The organism is Wolbachia endosymbiont (group B) of Athalia cordata, from assembly GCF_947251845.1.
In the GTDB taxonomy this organism is placed as follows: Bacteria; Pseudomonadota; Alphaproteobacteria; order Rickettsiales; family Anaplasmataceae; genus Wolbachia.
The window spans coordinates 563,994-582,293 of the sequence record NZ_OX366383.1 but is presented as its reverse complement, the minus strand read 5'-3'; the positions used below and the strand labels follow the sequence as shown (position 1 = coordinate 582,293).

The 18,300-nt window shown below is 33.8% G+C and carries 13 protein-coding genes, 1 tRNA gene and 5 pseudogenes; 11 read left to right on the top strand and 8 right to left on the bottom strand.

The window, feature by feature from the left end; translation table 11 throughout:
• The first annotated feature begins 29 nt into the window (after nt 1–29).
• From OPR30_RS02745 to OPR30_RS02735, 3 genes and pseudogenes are all read left to right on the top strand, one after another.
• Nucleotides 30–323 (top strand): hypothetical protein, encoded by a 294-nt coding sequence (locus OPR30_RS02745; RefSeq protein ID WP_007302591.1) that lies wholly within the window; start codon nt 30–32, stop codon nt 321–323.
• Between the two features lie 17 nt (nt 324–340).
• Nucleotides 341–748 carry a nucleoside deaminase gene (locus OPR30_RS02740; RefSeq protein ID WP_010404879.1) on the top strand — a complete coding sequence of 136 codons (408 nt, stop codon included), beginning with the start codon at nt 341–343 and terminating at the stop codon, nt 746–748.
• 327 nt (nt 749–1,075) lie between these two features.
• Nucleotides 1,076–1,915: pseudogene (locus tag OPR30_RS02735) on the top strand (IS982 family transposase).
• Here OPR30_RS02735 and OPR30_RS02730 read toward each other — a convergent pair.
• A pseudogene (locus OPR30_RS02730) lies at nt 1,874–2,917 on the bottom strand (IS481 family transposase). The pseudogenes OPR30_RS02735 and OPR30_RS02730 overlap by 42 nt on opposite strands.
• Nucleotides 2,918–3,213: 296 nt before the next feature.
• Here OPR30_RS02730 and OPR30_RS02725 point away from each other — a divergent pair.
• On the top strand, nt 3,214–3,399 hold the full coding sequence (locus tag OPR30_RS02725; RefSeq protein ID WP_264375589.1) for a hypothetical protein: 186 nt from the start codon (nt 3,214–3,216) through the stop codon (nt 3,397–3,399).
• Nucleotides 3,400–3,762: 363 nt separating this feature from the next.
• Here OPR30_RS02725 and OPR30_RS02720 read toward each other — a convergent pair whose 3' ends face one another.
• On the bottom strand, nt 3,763–4,692 hold the full coding sequence (locus OPR30_RS02720) for an AEC family transporter (RefSeq protein ID WP_064125222.1): 930 nt from the start codon (nt 4,690–4,692) through the stop codon (nt 3,763–3,765).
• Nucleotides 4,693–4,946: 254 nt separating this feature from the next.
• A complete protein-coding gene (locus OPR30_RS02715) occupies nt 4,947–5,504 on the bottom strand; it encodes an acetyltransferase (protein ID WP_265031061.1) in 558 nt (185 codons plus the stop codon).
• A 16-nt stretch (nt 5,505–5,520) separates the two neighbouring features.
• Between OPR30_RS02715 and OPR30_RS02710 the strand changes: the two genes are divergently transcribed.
• Nucleotides 5,521–6,681 (top strand): multidrug effflux MFS transporter, encoded by a 1,161-nt coding sequence (locus OPR30_RS02710; RefSeq protein ID WP_265031060.1) that lies wholly within the window; start codon nt 5,521–5,523, stop codon nt 6,679–6,681.
• A gap of 424 nt (nt 6,682–7,105) precedes the next feature.
• Here OPR30_RS02710 and OPR30_RS02705 read toward each other — a convergent pair.
• A pseudogene (locus tag OPR30_RS02705) lies at nt 7,106–7,894 on the bottom strand (Mur ligase domain-containing protein); the annotation flags it as partial.
• 52 nt (nt 7,895–7,946) lie between these two features.
• On the opposite strand from OPR30_RS02705, the pseudogene OPR30_RS02700 reads away from it, so the two are divergent.
• From OPR30_RS02700 to OPR30_RS02690, 3 genes and pseudogenes are all read left to right on the top strand, one after another.
• Nucleotides 7,947–8,568 (top strand): annotated as a pseudogene (locus OPR30_RS02700) (IS6 family transposase).
• A 131-nt stretch (nt 8,569–8,699) separates the two neighbouring features.
• The gene (locus OPR30_RS02695) at nt 8,700–9,476 is read left to right on the top strand and encodes an enoyl-ACP reductase FabI (protein WP_010406361.1); all 777 of its coding nucleotides are present in this window, start codon (nt 8,700–8,702) and stop codon (nt 9,474–9,476) included.
• A gap of 229 nt (nt 9,477–9,705) precedes the next feature.
• Nucleotides 9,706–10,534: pseudogene (locus OPR30_RS02690) on the top strand (IS630 family transposase).
• 256 nt (nt 10,535–10,790) lie between these two features.
• On the opposite strand, the gene OPR30_RS02685 reads toward OPR30_RS02690, so the two are convergent.
• Nucleotides 10,791–11,972: a hypothetical protein gene (locus tag OPR30_RS02685; RefSeq protein WP_265031058.1), complete on the bottom strand. Its 1,182-nt coding sequence runs from the start codon at nt 11,970–11,972 to the stop codon at nt 10,791–10,793.
• 118 nt (nt 11,973–12,090) lie between these two features.
• On the opposite strand from OPR30_RS02685, the gene ychF reads away from it, so the two are divergent.
• Nucleotides 12,091–13,185 (top strand): redox-regulated ATPase YchF, encoded by a 1,095-nt coding sequence (gene ychF, locus OPR30_RS02680; protein ID WP_265031057.1) that lies wholly within the window; start codon nt 12,091–12,093, stop codon nt 13,183–13,185.
• 7 nt (nt 13,186–13,192) lie between these two features.
• Here the strand turns inward: ychF and OPR30_RS02675 are convergent, their stop codons facing one another.
• Both OPR30_RS02675 and glpX read right to left on the bottom strand, forming a co-directional pair.
• Nucleotides 13,193–14,629 (bottom strand): hypothetical protein, encoded by a 1,437-nt coding sequence (locus OPR30_RS02675; RefSeq protein ID WP_265031056.1) that lies wholly within the window; start codon nt 14,627–14,629, stop codon nt 13,193–13,195.
• A 143-nt stretch (nt 14,630–14,772) separates the two neighbouring features.
• Complete coding sequence (gene glpX / locus OPR30_RS02670; RefSeq protein ID WP_007302771.1) at nt 14,773–15,696, bottom strand: class II fructose-bisphosphatase; 924 nt, start codon at nt 15,694–15,696, stop codon at nt 14,773–14,775.
• A gap of 114 nt (nt 15,697–15,810) precedes the next feature.
• On the opposite strand from glpX, the gene OPR30_RS02665 reads away from it, so the two are divergent.
• Complete coding sequence (locus tag OPR30_RS02665; RefSeq protein ID WP_265031055.1) at nt 15,811–17,154, top strand: ankyrin repeat domain-containing protein; 1,344 nt, start codon at nt 15,811–15,813, stop codon at nt 17,152–17,154.
• Between the two features lie 77 nt (nt 17,155–17,231).
• Here the strand turns inward: OPR30_RS02665 and OPR30_RS02660 are convergent.
• Nucleotides 17,232–17,305, bottom strand: a tRNA-Arg gene (locus OPR30_RS02660).
• A 151-nt stretch (nt 17,306–17,456) separates the two neighbouring features.
• Here OPR30_RS02660 and OPR30_RS02655 point away from each other — a divergent pair.
• A complete protein-coding gene (locus tag OPR30_RS02655) occupies nt 17,457–18,194 on the top strand; it encodes an ABC transporter ATP-binding protein (RefSeq protein WP_007302769.1) in 738 nt (245 codons plus the stop codon).
• The last annotated feature ends 106 nt before the right edge of the window (nt 18,195–18,300 follow it).

Sequence of the window (18,300 nt, the reverse complement as noted above, 5' to 3'; positions counted from 1 at the left end):
TAAACTCTATTCTAATAGAGAGGTAAAAAATGTTACTAAGAAATAGTAAAGATAGCATTACATATGGATCTGCGACCTTCGAGGAATTGAATAGGCATGTAGAACAAATAATATATAAATTAGAGGAGGATCAAATTATAGAGGATATAATGGAAGAAGTAGTTGTAGCTATAAACGAACTAAAATCGGTAGAAGAAATAAAAAAATATTTAAAGCGAGAAATAGATAGCCTTGTAAAAAGGACAATAGTCCTTAGTGAATTCTATAACCTAGAAAAAATAGAAAAGCCAAGAAAAGAAAATTATATTTACCCAAGCACCTAATGTTTAAGTACCAATACATGGAACTTGCCATAGAGCAAGCAAAACTTGCTCAGAAAGATGGCGAAGTGCCAATAGGTGCTGTAATAGTTAATGGAAACAATATCATCTCCTCTGCACACAATATATCTAATGATCCAACTGCACATGCAGAAATGTTAACAATTAGACAAGCATTTTCAACTTCCACGCTTTATGAAGCTGAAATGTACGTAACGTTAGAGCCGTGCCCGATGTGCGCTCAAGCTATCTCTTTTGCAAAAATTAAACGTCTGTACTTCGGGGCTTACAATCCCAAAGGTGGAGGAGTTGAAAACGGCACTAGAATATTTCAATTCTGTAACCACATACCTGAAGTTTATGGTGGAATATTAGAAACAAAATGTTCTCTTTTGTTAAAAGATTTCTTTGAGAAATTGAGAACTTAGTTTAAGATGTGTGAGATTGTTTCAATATTTTTTGAGTAAAATCTGTATTATAACTCTTTCGTATATTTGACCAATTTGCTCATGCAACGTACATAAGGGGTGTTATTACGATAACTCCGTTGCAGAAAAGTTTACTCAAAAGGGAGCTTCTTATTGATACTTATCAACGTTCTGTTCAACAAACTAGAACTTCCATATTTAACGTAGAAATTAGATTTCTTGCACTACTGACCCCAGTTATGGATTAGAAAACAGATAAAAGTAGAATTAATAAAGAGGGAAATAGGGTAAACTCAAGTATTTTAGCAATAATTTAAGAGGTTACCCATGAAGAAAGATATTACAGAACTTTACTGCTGCGTCGAGGATTTTTGTCGTGTAGTAGATGAAAATTTTGCAAATAAGTTCTTATCAAATGGCAAAAAACCAACCAGAGTACCAGAAATAGCGCACTCAGAAATACTAACCATAATCCTGTTATACCACCAATCGCCATGTAAAAACTTCAAGGCTTTTTATCTTTGTTACCTTAAGTTACTCTATAGATCAGAATTTTCAAAGATGCCTTCATATCACAGATTTATTGCCTTAAAGCCGAGAGTTTTACGGATTACTTCTTCAATGGTTCTGCGAACAAGCGAAAATCTTCCTACATTGACACTTCTACGATTGCCGTTTGCCACAAAAAAAGAATCTCTAGGAACAAAGTTTTTGATGGTTTAGCAGAAATTGGTAAGAGCACGTATGGTTGGTTTTTTGGCTTTAAATTGCACTTGGTGATTAACGAAATTGGAATCACTTACTCTAACCAAAGGTAACGTTGATGACAGAAAACCTGTGCCAACTATAACTAAAAGACTGACAGGACTTTTGTTCGGAGATAAAGGCTATATCAAGAAGGAGCTCTTTGAGGAACTCTTCGATAGAGGTTTAAAGCTTGTCACTAAAGTGAAAAAAGGCATGAAAAACGCACTAGTCTCACTAAAAGAGAAGATTTTATTGAGAAAAAGGTCGATTATTGAGACAGTCTTTGGTTGTTTAAAAAATAAATTTGAGCTTCGGCACAGATCGCCAATAAATTTTCTGGTACATATTTTTTCTACATTAATTTCATATTCCATGCAGTCAAAAAAGCCTTCTATTTCTAAGTTTTATTGCCTTGGTTAATCCATAACTGGGGTTACTAATATTTTTCTGAAAAGCAATTTGTTTGCTATCAAGAAAAGTTTGCATAGGCAAAGCAATATTTGCCTGAATGAGGCCTTGTCTCATTGTAAGAACGCAGCCAATGATCAACATCAATCTGCAAATCTTTCAAAGAGCTGTAGATTTTCTTTCTAAAGATAATATTGTAACACTCATCTTGCATAGTTTTATGAAACCTCTCGCATATGCCATTAGTTTGTGGAGAATTGGCCTTAGTTCTTGAATGATCAATGTTTTCAATTCCCAAATAAAGCTGATAAGCGTGATTTTCTGGTTTACCACAATATTCTGTACCTCGATCCGTGAGAATTCGCAATAAAGGAATATTTTGTCCATCAAAAAACGGTATCACTCTATCATTTAGCAAGTCAGCAGAAGTAATAGCTGTCTTATCTACATAAAGCTTAGCAAACGCTACTCTCGAATATGTATCAATAAAAGTCTGCTGGTAAATGCGCCCAACACCCTTGATATTGACTACATAGTAAGTATCTTGAGATCCCAAATAACCTGGGTGTTCTGTGTCAATTTCACCGTGAGCTTCTCTTTGTTCTTTCACTTTTTCTAACGCTGCAAGCTGTTCTTCTGTCAGAATTATTCCGTCTTGCATAACTTTTGTTTCAAGAGCCTTAAGCCTTTTTTTGAAGGTCTCTAGGTCATTTCTCAGCCATACAGACCTCACACCACCTTCGGAGATCTCTTTTTCTAAGTTCGTTTGCAGATCTTTGTTGTCCGTATGCTGGAAATTCGGTAGCAATATTCACTACTGCTCTTTCTATATCTTCGGAAACTCTGTTTGCAAACAGTGGTTTTTTCTTGCTGATTTCGTGTAATGCCTCTTCTCCTCCATTTTCATATAACTCCTTAAATCTATAAAACGTATCTCTTCATTACCTTGCACGCTTGAGATACATTGCCGAGCTGTTTTGCTAGCTCTAATAAACCTAGTTTTGGTTTTAATATTTTTGTTTCTCATTTCTAACACTCCTTGTTCTTATTATTTTATAACTTACTTTTTTAAAGTGTCAGATCAAATCTTGTTTAATACAGTTCATCTCTCTATTTCATACATGACGCATAATTGCGCCTTTTCCATAACGCTCACCACCTTAGAGCTTGACTTTATCTAATTGTTATATTGATGCTCAGTGCGGAGAAGTTTTAAATGAAGCATTAGAGAATATTAATCTTCCAAATATTACTGAGTGTAAATTAACTTCTAGCATTATTGGCGCAGAAGGCTCAATAGCAATCACTAAATGTTAAAGAATGGTAACTTTCCAAATCTTATTAAACTTGATTTAATTTCTAATGATATTGATGTTGAAAGTGAAATAATATTAATGAGTGCGCTAAGGGGTGGTAGTTTTTCAAATATTAAAGAATTTAATTTACTTTATGACAACGTTTGCAACGAAGGCATAGCAGCATTACGTGAATCATAGAACAACAATATGCTTCCAAATCTTATTAAGTTTAGTTTTCCCTTTAGTATTACTAATGATAACAAAGATATGGAAATGTCAAGCGAATACCTATTCGGTTAATAGCATCATATAGAAAAAGGCAAGTTACATTTATTTGTTGCTGCTCATAGAACATCCAAATTCAACTATAGACCTGCTAAAAGGTGTAGGAAATCTTACTGCTATTGACATTATTGCGAAAATTCCATCAATTGATAACTTCCTATTCTGTGTAAAAAAATAAGAAAGGAGAGGAAAAAAGGATTAGTTTCTTTTATGATTATCCAAGAAGTCTAGTCTAAATTCAAGTTTTGTGAATAGGCCTAGCGCTTAAATTTTTGATCAAAAAGGGACAAGTTTAGTAAAAAATAATGATATTATAAGTGGAACATAAAATAGTCCCACTGCAGTACTAATTAGGAGCAATAAAGTAGCTTTATCTGGTTGGTAATTTAAAATGTTAGCAAGTATTATACTGGATCCAGAAATCGGAATAATAGCCAGTAACATCAGTGCTTTATAGATGCTTTCATCGTATATACCTGTAACATGCTTGTCTAGCAAGACAATTCCCAAAACAAATGACGGCCAGAATATGTACTTTGCTACAATAGTGGTCAAGGCAAGCTTCCAATCTACTTTAAAATTTGTAATTTGTGCAATACTTACTCCAAGCAGCACCATTCCTAATGTGATAAATGTACTTCTGATATTTATCATAACATCTGTCAAAAAAGTGGGTATTTGTATATCATATATACTTAAAAAGAAACCTAGAATCATTGCATATAATGAGGGAAGTTTGAGTAACTTTAATACGCATTCTTTTGCAGTATAGATACCATTTGCAGCTATATAAAATCCCAAACTATTTTCAAATAGTGCCATTCCTATGTAACAGACAACATACACAGACACTGAATCTTCATCAAATAAAGCCATGGCAATCGGTAGACCAAAATAACCCATACTTGTGCTGCCCGAGCTAAACGCTAATATGTTTCTCGTGTTGTCCTTAAATAAAAAAGAAGAAAGATAATACACTGATAAGGACATAGTACTACCTATAAACCATATCAAAATCGGCAGAGAAATTACTTTTAAATTAACTTCTGTATGAGATACTCCGTATAAAATCACTATTGGATTAGCTATATAAAAGAGTATTTGAGATATAGTATTTCTATCAATTTTAAGATATCTTCCTGCTAAGTAACCAATAAGTATTGTAATGTAAATAGGTAATATTTTGAGGAAAAGAGTAAAGAACATACTAGCCTATTGTGATATCTTTGCTGATAAAGTGATATTAGATTTTAAGGTATTGTAAAAGTAAGTAAAATTTATTTTCCAATTAATCAAGTTCATAGTTAGTTAAAAAAAGATTCACTGAGTGCCAAAATTTGTTCTTATATAGGACTTAATAATGATATTTTTATGATTAAATTATGTTAAGTTTGTATAAAGCTCCTTGTATATTTTTATAAACCACTTGTAGTAATTTAGGTAGATTGTTGAAAAAACACTCATCTTGAATGGTTCTCAGGAATTCTTGCCTTAATCATTAAAATCGCACTATTACTTTCCATAATTTTTTTAAAGCCAACTTTTTCGTAAACACGGATTGCACAAACATTTGCTATACCTGGGTCGACAAAGGCATTCTCATAAACTTTAAAGACAAATTTGTTTAAAAATATATTCAAAGCTTGTGAACCAACTCCTTTACCTACATAATTCAGCTCTCCGATATACCAGTCTATAGCAGCACAACTTTCTGGAAGCTCTGAAGTATCGTAGCCTTGTTCAGGTGGAAAATCTTGCCTATTATAGTATTGAATATAACCAATATCAACTGCGTCACAATTAATAATGAATGCATACATCGGTTTTTCAATAATTTGCGTCTCAAACTTCAAACGTTTGAACCCCTTAATGTAGGTACTATATTTTTTCTCAATTAACTCTGGTGTCCAATTTATATCCGCATCCCACCACTTCTTTATATGGTGTGTTTCTACCCATTTTAATAATAGTGAAAAATGTTCTTCTTTCAACGCTTTAAATGTGATATTTTTATTCATTAATTAAAGATTTTAAGTGTTACTACCGTTTTTATTAATTCTATCTCTAATTGCTAAGTTCATTGAAATTGATATTTCTGTACCTAGTTTTCCTGATATGGTGCGCTATTTTAACGTATCAGAAGGAACAATTCAATTAACTATTGCTTATAATTTCCTAGGCTTTTGCATAGGAGGGTTATTTTTTGGTCCATTGTCTGAATGTTATGGCAGAAGAAGGATTATGATCATAGGTAACACTTTGTTATTAATCGGCGCTGTTGGTTGTGTTTTTGCACCGTCGGTTTTTTCTCTTTTAATTTCTCGTTTTATTCAAGGTATTGGTGCAAGCACATCTGTAGTTGTGTTTGCAATCGTTGCAGACAGTTATCAGGGTGACAAAGCAATAAAATTTATTGGAATCATGAATTCTGTTCTAACAGTTGTCATGGCAATTGCGCCAGTGTTAGGCAGTTTCATCAATGAAATTGTAGGGTGGCGTGGTAATTATGCAACTGTTGCAATACTTTGTTTAATCTCTTGGGTTTTGCTGCTTTTTCTGTTACCAGAAACAAAAAAGGACCGCGATATTTTCAGTTTGAAAAAAATGATGAAAGATTACAGAAAATTATTATCGAGTTCAAAATTTATGGTTCTGTCTTTGCAGCAGAGCCTCTTCTCTGCTGCTTATATGTCATTCATTACTTGCGGACCTTTTTTGTATATGGAAACTTTTGTCTTATCCAGTACTATTTATGCACTACATCAAGGTGCAATAGTTGGGTCCTTCTCACTAATTAGCCTATTTTCCATTAAGATCCTCAAAAAATTTGGAGCCGTATGGTGTGTAATTTCTGGTACGAGCGTGGGTGCTATCGGATCTCTATTGTTTGTAATACTCAGTGTAATTATGCCCCATTCTTTCTACTTAGTAACACTATCTATGATTATTTTTTCTATTGGTTGTGCAATATGCCAGCCAGTGGTTTTTAACGCATCAATAAACGTTTTTCCTGAAATTAAAGGTACGGCTTCTTCTGCACTCTCGTTCATTAGAGCTTTTGTTATGGCTATTTTTATCGGCTTAACAAGCTACGTTTACAACGGTCAGGCAATCAATATATCTCTTCTTGTTCTATCTGCAGTAGCGCTAATTTACTGTCTACTTATTGTTTTTAAGGTCTGGAAAAATCTATAATCACCATATAGATCCTTCTCATTTCTAGTTATTGCGGTAATATGTATTGCAATTTTGCCGGCTGCTCTAAATGTATCTCTTCCACATCACCTAGTCTATATTAGTTAACAAGTATGAGCTTGCTCATGCGTCTAAAATTTGAGAGCCAACTTTCAACAATCCAATCAAATTCTAACTTTCTTTAAAATACTGTTTCTTGCTGTTTTTATACCCTAAAAAATTTAGCTTACTTTTGCGCTAGTTCGTTCAAATAGCATTAGTACGATTTACTTTTTTTGGGATGTAGAGATTTTCTAGGGATTGTCTTCTTGAGTTCTATAGTATTTTGTTCAACATTGAAACGAGAGTCCCGTTTCAAGCATTGAAGTGACGAATCAAGAGCTGCTTTTATCCCATCCCTATCAACTATTTGAGTAGTTGACAATGGAATCCAGTTATTTTCGTTTATACTAATCAATACATCAAATTCTATGCTATTATTGTGTTGTTTGACGTTGCTGGCTCTAATCTTATCATTCCCAAACCCAAACGTTATAGAATTATTCTCATCATAATTGACGCTTGCAGAATCAGGTAAAACCGCAAAATCCGCGTTGTTTACAAATCGAGAAAATGCATTTTTGATGTCGTTAAATGTACCGTAATGGTCTATATGGTCGTCATTAATACTTGTTACAACAGCAATATTTGCAGGAATTTTTAACATAGTTCCATCAGACTCATCAGCCTCGATTAAAAAAATGTCACTCTTGCCAAGTTTTGAATTACTCTGATAGGAGTTTAATACTCCTCCCACAATTACAGTAGCATCAGTACCAGAATGATCAAAAATGGAAGCAATCATAGCTGTTGTTGTTGTCTTGCCACTTGAACCAGAAACCGCTATCACATATTTACCTTTCATAATTTTAGCCAGCATGTCTGACCTATGCAAAACTGTTTTATTGTTATTTCTTGCTGCAACTAGCTCCACATTATCAGGTTTTATTGCGGAAGAATGTACAACTATTTGAGCTTGTCTAATACTACTTGCATCGTGACCAATATAGACCTCTATACCTAATTTTTGTAACCTATCTATATTGTCGTTTGATCGCGTATCACTGCCTTGAATTTTATAACTGGAATTATGAAGAATTTCAGCAATTGCGCTCATTCCAATTCCACCTATACCGATTATATGTATTACTTCTTTTTTAGGGTTCTGTCGCATTTGTAGGGAAGTAGAAAGAAGAATGATATAATTGTCTAAAAAAAAAGCAAAGATGTTTCGTATCAATCAAAAATTGTTGCCATATTTCAAAGGATTTAGCTTTTCAGAGGATGTTATCTGTATACATGAAATGTCGATTCTCTTTGAGCTATCGAGATTTGGAAGAAATGATGAGTATAAGGGGAGCAAAATGCTACGTTACAAAGGTGGGTTATCACCACTGATAGATGAGGCAGTAAGGAAAAGAAAGAAGCAGGTTGGTAGTAGTTGGAGAGACTTACATTAAATTAAACGGTAAATGGGTTTATTTATATACTGTACTCTTGTGTGTTAGTAGAGACAAGTCTGCAGCACTTGCATTCTTTCGTAAAGCCTTCAGGAGTAACTATCTTCCTGAGAAAATTGTAATTGATAAAAGCGGCAGTAATACTGCTGCTCTTGATTATTTGAATGCAGAAATTTCTGAAGATTACAGTTCTTCAAATAAAATATCTAAATAATATTGTTGATAGATTTATCAAAAAACTAATAAAGCCAATGCTTGGGTTTAAAAGCTTCCATTCCGCAAAGATTACCATCACAGGCATAGAAAATATTCGTATGATTCAAAAAAGACAAATTATTAAAATAATGTTTCTACTTTTGAGAATTTTGCTATGTTAATGGCTTCATAACTCCTATAATCTCAGCTTTTTTCCTATGGTTTATAGATGCGACAGAACCTTTTTTATACGTTAGCTACAGTTAAAACATAATTGACTTTGCCTAGTTAATATTTCAAATTATAAAAAAGGCAAATAATTCTATGATATTGCAGGGCAAAAAAGGGTTAATAACCGGAATAATAAATAAAAGGTCAATAGCATATGGTATAGCACAGACCCTCTCAGAACATGGAGCTGAGCTTGCAATCACTTATCAAAATGAAACAATAAAAGAGAAATTATTACCAATAGCAAGTGAATTAAATGTAGAGTTAATATTGCACTGTAATGTTTCAAATGAGGAAACTATAGATAATGCTTTTAAGGAAATAAAGGAGAAGTGGGGTGCTATTGATTTTTTGGTACATGCAATAGCATTCTCCGATAAAAATGAGCTAAATGGTAAATATGTCAATACTTCACTAAACAACTTTATTAATGCAATGCATATATCGTGCTATTCTTTTACTGCTTTAGCGCAAAGAGCGGAAAAAATGATGTTAAATGGCGGTAGTTTACTTACTTTATCCTACTATGGTGCTGAAAAAGTTATGCCAAATTATAATGTGATGGGTTTATGTAAAGCAGCACTTGAAGCAAGTGTAAAATATATAGCATGTGATCTCGGACCACAGAACATCAGAGTAAATGCAATTTCTGCTGGTCCAATCAGAACTTTGGCATCTTCTGGAATAAGTGACTTTCACTCCATATCGGAATGGAATAGAAGTAATTCTCCACTTAGACGCAATGTTACAATAGAAGATGTTGGCAAGGCAGCACTATACTTATTAAGCGACCTGAGTAGTGGTACAACTGGAGAAATTTTACATGTTGATTCAGGGTATAATGTTGTGGGAATGAAGATAGTAGACTAATACAGTACTGCAGATGCATGTGAAGCCTGTGTTTTTTTGTTATCCGAGTAATTGACATTGGAGCCCAGTGTCAGCTACTCGAATGACAACATTTTTTAATTAAATCTCGCACATTAACCATAGAGTTATTATTTTATAAGTATTTGTTGCTGCTGATCTTCTATTTTTATAGCCCTTCTCATAATAGTCCAAAAAGAGTAAGATGGATTGATAGTAGTGGAAGGTAAGGATGCCAATAGCATATAGTTATGACTTAAGAAAAAAGGTAATGGAAGCATTGGATGAAGGAGAGAGTGGAGAAACTGTTGCCAAGAGATTTAAGATCGGAAAAACAACTTTATATGAGTGGAAGAAAAGACGTGAGAAAACGGGAGATTTTCAGTCAAAAAAGCTTGGAAGCGTGGCATAAAATTACCGACTGGAATGCATTTGCCGAATTTGCAAATGAGCAAGGTGGCAAAACTCAGTCAGAGATGCTGGGGCAATATTAGTAGACAAACAATTCATCGAGCACTTAAAAATATAGGATTCACAAGAAAAAAAAGACCTACGGATATAAAGAAAGAAATGAAGAAAAGCGAGCTCAATTTTCAAAGGTTATAGCAACAAAAGAACCTAAAGAATTAGTGTATATAGATGAGTCTGGCATTGATAACACTGAACCTATGGGTATTGCCAGAAAGGACAGCGGTTTTATGCCCTAAAATCTGGGAAGAAAACTCAACGAATTAGCATGGTTGCAGCCTTAAGTGGAAGAAAAATAATTGCTCCGTTAACCTTTGAAGGCCACTGCAATATGGATATCTTTAATAAATGGTTTGAGCAGTTTCTGACACCGATTTTGGAACCTGGACAAACTGTTATCCTTGATAATGCTACTTTTCATAAGTCTAATAAGATTTGCTAAAGGAGTTGGTGCAGAAATTTTATATCTTCCTCCATATTCTCCAGATTTTAACAAAATTGAACATTATTGGTTTGCTATAAAAAACAGAGCTAGGAAAAACATTCCTTTATTCACATCTTTTCGTCATGCTGTCGATTCTTCTTTCTTATGACCTTTTTGGACTATTATGGGAAGGGCTATACTTCCTCCATTTGGGTTAAGAGATTGTGCGTGAGGGTTGCTCTTGAAGTTGCCTTGCAAGGAAAAAGTCTTTTTCCTCCCGATCTTGGAGTTGCTTTGCAAGCAAGAAATCCTATTGTTCTTGTGTTTGTTTTGCTAAGACTTTATTCTTATTAAGCAGTGGTTAAAAATGAGCATGGCTTTTATTATAGAATGCCCCCCTATAGAAGTATATAGACTATGAAGACTTATCTTACAGGTTGTGGTACTTGTTGTTGATAAAATGTTTTTTCTACACGTGCTTCTTCCACACTGCACCTTCTTGATAAGACTGGCTCCTCAAGGCATTTTATACGTTGCTGTACATCATTAATGCACTGCCCTATAACATCACCAATTTTTCCATCAGCATTTTTTGCCAATAACTCATCAAACTCCCTCTCAATCTCTACTCTCTCAGAGATATCCTTTGAAAGATCACAATATTCCAAAATTTCATCTATCTGAAGTTGTTTTGCTAATAGAAAGTCTTCTTGCTCCTGCTGCTGTTTTATTAACTCTTGAGTTACAATTTTAGCCCTAGAGTAATGATTTCCTTCAAGATATATTGTTTCTCTCTCTTTACTACCCCATAACTCGTCATTTAATTTATAACTCTCACGATCAAACATCTGATTTAGTTGATCATTGTTTATCATTTCAGGATTTGGTTCAAACTTTTGTTGTTTCTCTCTGCCGCTAACTTTACAATGGACATTAATTTCAATGTTAGCTAAAGAAGCTAATAATTGAATTTCTTCAATAAAAGGAAAATAACTTTTACTTTCTATTGCTTCTAGATAGGATTGATAGAGTTCAGGTTTGTCAAGAAATGAGCGTGTAATAAAATCACTGTTATATTCGGCATTATAGTCACTCTCACCAATGCCATCAAGAGCCTCTGCATATTCACTGAGATTAAGCACAGCTTGATTATGCGATATATTAAATTTGCTAACAGCTCTACTTACTAACCTCTTCACATTACCTTCAGCATTTTCAATTTTCCTATTTGTTTGCTTAACCAGACCCTTTATTTTATCAGACTTGCCAGTTAAATCCCCTGGCTTATTAAAAAACATATTAAAAACCTTTTCTAGCTGATCCTTTAAAGGAGCTGGCATACTTGGATCATCTAAAGACGTAAATCGACTTAAAAATTTGTGCCATTCCATTCTCATATCTTGCGCTCTTTCAGCTTTATATGTACCAGAACTGTTATCACCAAACACTGCATGAAAAAAGCAATTGCCATCACCTGCAGTATCATATTTAACTACTTGGTTATTAGAAGGTTCTTTTTCTACATTACTCTCTGAAGTCTTGCGTCCTTTAGCATTTTCAATACTGTCAAAACCATTTGGTAATTTCCGTTTTCTAAGCCCAACCATAATTTCTACCTTAATTCAAGCTATATGTTATTATATTAACTAACTTATTAATAAGTAACTAATTAGGTATAGCAAAAATTTTTTAATTATGCAATAATTAAGGCTTTAAATAGCAAATATGAGCTTTAACTGTGGTATAGTTGGGTTACCAAATATAGGAAAATCAACTTTATTTAATGCACTTACAGAGTCAAGTGCAGCTGAAGCTGCAAATTATCCTTTTTGCACAATCGAGCCAAATGTTGGCAAAGTGCCAATACGAGATCAGCGTTTGAAACAAATTGCCTCGATTGCTCACTCGGGGAAAATAATCTACAATCAACTGGAAGTTGTCGATATTGCCGGCTTGGTTAAGGGTGCGAGCAAGGGTGAAGGACTAGGAAATAAATTTTTGAGTCATATCAGAGAAGTTGATGCCATTGTTCATCTGCTCAGGTGCTTTACGGATGACGATATCAGCCATGTAAACAGTAAAATAGATCCAATATCAGATGCTGAAATAGTGGAAATGGAGTTAATTCTAGCTGATATTGATAGCATAGAAAAAAGGCTTCCTCAATTAGAAAAGAAAGCAAAGCAAGTTGGTAAAGAGCTAAAAAAGCAGCTTGAGTTGATGCAAGAGGTTTTAGCTACTTTAAAACTTGGCAAGCCTGCAAGAAGCTTAGAGCATATTGATGAAGATGAAATGAAGTTGCTTCAATTGCTAACAACAAAGCCTGTTATGTACGTCTGTAATGTTGAAGATACAAATGTTATCACTGGCAATGAGTTATCTAAAAGAGTGGAAAAAATGGCAGAGGAAAACAAAAGCAAATTTTATTGCATTTCAGCGAAACTTGAAGCAGATATTGCAAATCTTGATAGTGAAGAGGAAAAACAGAATTTTTTATTAGAATTTGGCTTGCAAGAATCAGGACTTGATGGAGTAGCACGTATTATGTATGAAGTGCTAAGTATGATAACTTTTTTTACTGTGGGCCCCAAAGAAGCACGTGCATGGCCAATAAAGATAGGATCAACAGCTGACAAAGCAGCAGGTGTAATTCACACTGATTTTGAAAAGGGCTTTATAAAAGCAGAAACCATAAGCTTTGAAGACTATATAAAATATGGAAGCGAATTAGCTTGCAAAGATGCAGGGAAAGTTCGCTTCGAAGGCAGAGATTATATCGTGCAAGATGGCGATATAATGCACTTTAGGTTTAATGTGTAGTATACATCTAACTACCAAAGTACCCGGGAATCCAGCCTTTCTTTATGGCTTCCTCTTCGCTGATCTTATCTAGTTCCACGCCATGGAGAATGGAGCTAGGTGTTGTAACAACTTCTTTTCCCTGTGGTTGTATATTCTTCTCTTCCTCACATAATACGTTCTCCAGATATCCTTCTAAAAATTCATGTAAAGCTTTACCTTCTATAAGCACATCTTTGCTTTGCTCAGCTAATTTCAAAATTTCGTCTAGTTGAACATCTTTACCATTAATAGTTGCCTGACCAATCTCAATATTACTAGAATTTGCATTTAAACTAATAAAGCAGTCAACAAATTCACCTTTTTCATTTTTTGCACTCCACTTAATTTCCATGTTGCATATTGCATCTTCTTCAAAGCAGTAATTTCTTTTTCCATTATCATTCTTCTCAACCGTTGCTATTCTTTTATCGTTACTGTATATTTCTACTATCTTTACCTCATTTTTATTTCTTTCCATCCCTTCAATTTTGTCAGTGAAAAGACGGCTGATTTCTAAGCTAAACCCAGGCTTAGAAATATTAATACTAAGATGATCATAATGATTAAGAGAACGTTTTGCATATGCGCATGGCACATAACATCCATCAAAAAAGGCAACTGCACTATCAGTTTTGAGAAATTCCTGCCCGTTACTCATCCCTTCTTCGACTCGAAGAAGATATCTACCCAACCTCTTTTTAAAATTCTCTCCCTTGTCTTCAGGAATAGACTTTTCATTCAATATACTTATTATTTCTTTTTGCTTACTTAATACCACATAATTAAAAAGGAAAATGTTCTTATTACATCGATAATAATTCGCTATTTTGTCAAATGGATCTGCAGGCCAGCCTTTATTATAATTTACGTTATCCTTATCATCTGTACACAAATTATCCTTAAGGCCAAAATTCAATTTTCTAAAATCTGATAATACTTCTTCTACCCTATCTTCAAAAAATTGAAGTTTATTTTGAAATTCTTTCCCATAATTCATTTTCTCATTTATTTTAAGAAGATATTCACTAAATTTCTTCCTAAAATTTTCTTGATCTTTGTGGGCAAGCCTCTGATCTAATATATCTGTTATGTATTTTCGCTTATTCAATATTACGTAGTTAAAAAGGTCACTTTTTTTCCTCCTTTCATAATCTTCTGCTATTTCGTTAAAACACTCATTACTGTTCTTAAAATCCAATTTTTCGAAGTCTTGGAGCACGTTTTTTACATCATCCTCACTAAATTGAAGATTTGTTTGAGGAGACACGTCAGTTCTACTTTGATCATCAAGTTGAGGATTTTTTTTAGTAGATTGGACTAATAAACTTTCTGTGCTGTTAGAGAAAGAATGATTATTTTCTTCAGATTGAGAACTTTTCTTTTTAGACGTATTCGTAAAAAAATTAGTTAGTGAACTAAACATTAAGCATCTCTTAGTATTACTATTTAACTATAACTTAATGCCAAATGTTGTAAAGCTAAAATTAATATGTAAATTCATTTTTTTAAGACAATTATAAGTATCTTCCTTCTATAAAAATTTTATAATTAGCATATAACAAATGTTTAAGATATTGATTTTGTTTGTATTTTTATTACTTTACCAGGCAATATTATTAATGAATTAGTCAGACAAATATCTTGGCCAAACTTTACTCCATCCACAAACTCTCCATTTGTTACTCCAGTTGCAATGAACACTGATTCACTTCTTGCCATGTCTTTCACGGTGTAGATTTTTTCTGGGTCAGTGATATTCAAATTTTTTGCTCTTTCTTTTAATTGATCCGTGTCAAATATTAATCTTCCTTCTATCTGCCCACCGATTGAGCTTAGCGCTGCTGCTGCAAGCACTCCTTCTGGAGCTCCTCCTGTGCCGATATACATATCGTGATTGCCATTTATTAGCGAAACTATGGCTGCAACATCACCATCATCTATTAATTTCACTTTTGCTCCTAGCTTCCTAATTTTTGCTATTAATTCATCATGTCTTTCACGTTTAAGTACAGTTACTATAAGATCACTTGCTTTACATCCTTTTGCCTTGGCTAAATTGTCCAGATTCTTCTCAATCCTATTTTTTAGTGAGACTACACCCTCTGGGAGATTTTTTCCCACTGCTATCTTTTCCATATAAACATCAGGTGCATGTAAAAAATTACCTTTTTTTGTTGCAGCAAGAACAGACATTGCCCCTTGTTTATAATGAGCACAAATCGTAGTGCCCTCAAGTGGATCAACAGCGATGTCAATCTCAGGGCCACTTCCTGTGCCAACTTTTTCTCCGATATATAGCATCGGTGCTTCGTCCCTCTCCCCTTCCCCAATCACAATTGTACCATTTATTTCCATTGAGTTTAGCACCGTACGCATTGCATCAACTGCAACCTGATCGGCCTTTTTTTCATTACCAAGGCCTGCCAATTTATATGCAGCAAGTGCTGCAGCTTCGGTTACTTTCACTAACTTATAGGCTAAATCTTCTATCATTTGCTCGAGAATCATAAATCAATATATATCATGCCACTTGATACTGCAAGATTACTTGACTGATTGTGGGAAAGTTAGTATAACATAAGCATTATAGTAGTGGGTTTAATTATGGCATATAGTGATGGTGATGTTAAGAAGTTTTATCGCAAAATAGCTGCAATTTTAAAATTTGATAATAAAGGGATTGCTAGTCTTGAAGATCTAACAAAGGAAGGAAGTTGGAAAGAAATTAATTTTCAAGATAAATGTGAAGGAGGCCATTCATTAGGAGATTTACTTCTAAAACTTGCAGATGAAAATGACAACCTACGTATTAAAGAATTTTTCCTTAAAAACGGATTCAAGCTTCCTGAGCAAGAACAAATAGCTGAAGCGGTAAATGAGAAGGAAGAAGAGGAGCAAAACATACCTGATGTGGAGGAGAGTAGAGCAGAACTTAGCAACAAAAATGAAGATGATCAATTTTCTACTTCATACAACAAGATAAAGAAAATTGTAGCTAGCAACCCTAATATAACTGCTGAGGAGTTTAGTAATGAGCTTAAAAAAAAGAAAATAGATATAAAAATAACAAACCAAGATGGTTGGACCTTGCTTTATTATGCTGTCCGTTCAGAAGGACCTTATATTACCGAAGATCGTAGTATATTTTTAAAGACTGTTGAGTTACTCACAAATTTAAATATCGGAATCGATTTTAAAGATACTGCTTCCAAAACTGTGTTGGGTACAGCTGCAATAAATAAACAAGCTGATGTTATAAAGATACTCTTGGATAGTGGTAAATTTAATGAAGAAGAAAAATTTAACGCTCTGCGTCTTGCTATTATCCAAGGTAATGTTCAAGAAGTTAAAGCATTTTTAGGTTATGTAAATGCTGAAAGCAGACAAGCAGCTTTAGAGTGTGCTGTGAATAATACACAAAATAATACACAAGAAGAAATTACTCAGGTACTTTTAAACTTTATTACACCAGAAACACCCAATGTAAAAGAAAATAGAGCAAAACCTTGCAGCAGTAATGGAAATATTGGTAATAGATCTGTAGCAACAGCGCCTCCAGTTAGTACTAACGGTAATAATAACAAAAATGAAACGCCTGTATCAACAAGGGCTGACCCAACTGTCACACCAAATAATGATAAGAAAGCTAACGGCTTTGTAGAGGCTCAATTTTCTCCACCACATGAAAAAGAAACTAAATACAAAAAAAGTAAGGAGAGTTTTTACGCCTCATTAAGGAGTGATGTTGTTGGAGTTGTTATTGCAGGATTGTTTGTTGCTGCTGCTGTGATGGTTCCATCTTTAGCTGGTGCATTAGTTTGCAGTGTCCTAGCTATTTTAGTTGTAATAGTAACTGGATTACATGTAAAAAATTCTACACTGCCAAGTTATAGAGCAATGGAAGAAAATAAGGTTGAGCATATAAACCCAAGCATGCAAACGCTGTAAGTTGAGAAACTGGGACTCTAACTCCTAGAACGGTGTTGTAAACCTGTGTTAGTTTCTTCTACTTTATTAAGATTAAGTGGGACTAGTGCGATTCGAACGCACGGCCTTCGGATTAGGAATCCAACGCTCTATCCTACTGAGCTATAGTCCCATGTCTTCTGCTATTTATGCAAAATTATAGCAAAAAGTCTCGCATTTTTCTAGGCACCCTGTACAATTAATTCACAATAATAAAAAATATTTCTGTATTTCTTGAATGTAATACTGTTATATTTAATAATACGATTCCAATTGAAAGATTAATGCTAGTTAACAATATTAGTTACTTTTATAGTAATCAAGATGGCTTTGCTTTAAGCAACATCAACATTCAAGTGAAGAAAGGAAGTGTTGCCTGTTTACTAGGTCATTCTGGCTGTGGCAAGTCAACAATTCTAAAATTAATCGCAGGAATAGAAAATCCAAAATCTGGAACCATTGTTATAAATGATAAATTAGTTGCAAGTAACAAAGTGTCAATTGCTATAGAGCGTAGAAATATCGGATTGATTTTTCAGCATTCTGCATTATTTCCTCATAAAACAGTAATAGAAAATATAACTTTTGCTATTTGCAGTACTTCTAAGAAAGAAAAATACCTTACTGCATTAGAAATCTTAAAGCTATTTAATATAGAAAAATATGAAAACATGTACCCTCATGCTTTATCAGGAGGACAGCAACAATTAGTTGCAATAGCAAGAGTAATGGCGCAAAATCCTGATGTTGTTTTGCTCGATGAACCATTTTCTAATTTAGATATACTGCTCAAATATCGAATAAGGCACCATATATTGTCACTTTTTAGAAGCAAAAATATTCCTGTACTCATGGTAACTCATGATCCGCAAGAAGCGTTGAAAGTTGCAGATTTTATTTACGTGATGAAAAATGGTAAAATTATTCAATCAGGAGTTCCTAGCTACATATACCACAGACCTAAAGATGATACGTTAGCAAAATTTTTTAGTGAGCTTCCTTTTACTCTACAGCTAAACTAAACTTAATGTTAGGCTAAAACTATTATAAGATAATTAAAAACTCTTGATTTATAATTCAATAAAAGTGATATAATTTATGTATCACTTGGCTTCAGTCAAGTTTTAA

What these genes read in the sequence shown, in the direction of transcription:
- OPR30_RS02720 (WP_064125222.1), bottom strand. Translation starts at nt 4,692, where the DNA reads ATGTTCTTTACTCTTTTCCTCAAAATATTACCTATTTACATTACAATA.
- OPR30_RS02715 (WP_265031061.1), bottom strand. Translation starts at nt 5,504, where the DNA reads ATGAATAAAAATATCACATTTAAAGCGTTGAAAGAAGAACATTTTTCA.
- OPR30_RS02740 (WP_010404879.1), top strand. Translation starts at nt 341, where the DNA reads ATGGAACTTGCCATAGAGCAAGCAAAACTTGCTCAGAAAGATGGCGAA.
- OPR30_RS02685 (WP_265031058.1), bottom strand. Translation starts at nt 11,972, where the DNA reads ATGGTTGGGCTTAGAAAACGGAAATTACCAAATGGTTTTGACAGTATT.
- OPR30_RS02665 (WP_265031055.1), top strand. Translation starts at nt 15,811, where the DNA reads ATGGCATATAGTGATGGTGATGTTAAGAAGTTTTATCGCAAAATAGCT.
- OPR30_RS02725 (WP_264375589.1), top strand. Translation starts at nt 3,214, where the DNA reads ATGTTAAAGAATGGTAACTTTCCAAATCTTATTAAACTTGATTTAATT.
- ychF (WP_265031057.1), top strand. Translation starts at nt 12,091, where the DNA reads ATGAGCTTTAACTGTGGTATAGTTGGGTTACCAAATATAGGAAAATCA.
- OPR30_RS02655 (WP_007302769.1), top strand. Translation starts at nt 17,457, where the DNA reads ATGCTAGTTAACAATATTAGTTACTTTTATAGTAATCAAGATGGCTTT.
- OPR30_RS02695 (WP_010406361.1), top strand. Translation starts at nt 8,700, where the DNA reads ATGATATTGCAGGGCAAAAAAGGGTTAATAACCGGAATAATAAATAAA.
- OPR30_RS02745 (WP_007302591.1), top strand. Translation starts at nt 30, where the DNA reads ATGTTACTAAGAAATAGTAAAGATAGCATTACATATGGATCTGCGACC.
- OPR30_RS02675 (WP_265031056.1), bottom strand. Translation starts at nt 14,629, where the DNA reads ATGTTTAGTTCACTAACTAATTTTTTTACGAATACGTCTAAAAAGAAA.